Source organism: Seonamhaeicola marinus (genome assembly GCF_008085455.1).
In genome coordinates this window covers 1-233 of sequence record NZ_VSDQ01000030.1, presented here as the reverse complement: position 1 = coordinate 233, position 233 = coordinate 1, and the positions used below count along the sequence as shown (strand labels likewise).

General features: G+C 30.9%; 1 protein-coding gene. It reads left to right on the top strand.

What is annotated here, in order from left to right; all coding sequences use genetic code 11:
* Positions 1-233, top strand: a 233-nt coding sequence (locus FUA24_RS00210) for a hypothetical protein (RefSeq protein ID WP_148539577.1), incomplete at both ends; no start/stop codon positions are given.

The window sequence follows — 233 nt, the reverse complement described above, 5'->3', positions numbered from 1 at the left end:
GCACTAAACTGGTAGGAAATATTAATGTTAATGTGTTTCAAGGCATTAAAAACACTGATGGTTTTAAACTAAAAAAACCATTTTCAGAAACGGTAGCCTTCCAATCATTAAAACCTCAAGTGCGCTTGTTAAATAGTGGTAATATTTTACCAAACTCGCAAGAATTAAAATTCAATTTTGAGGCTGTAAATTTAAGTGCTGTTGATGTTAGGGTTATTAAAATTTACCAAGAC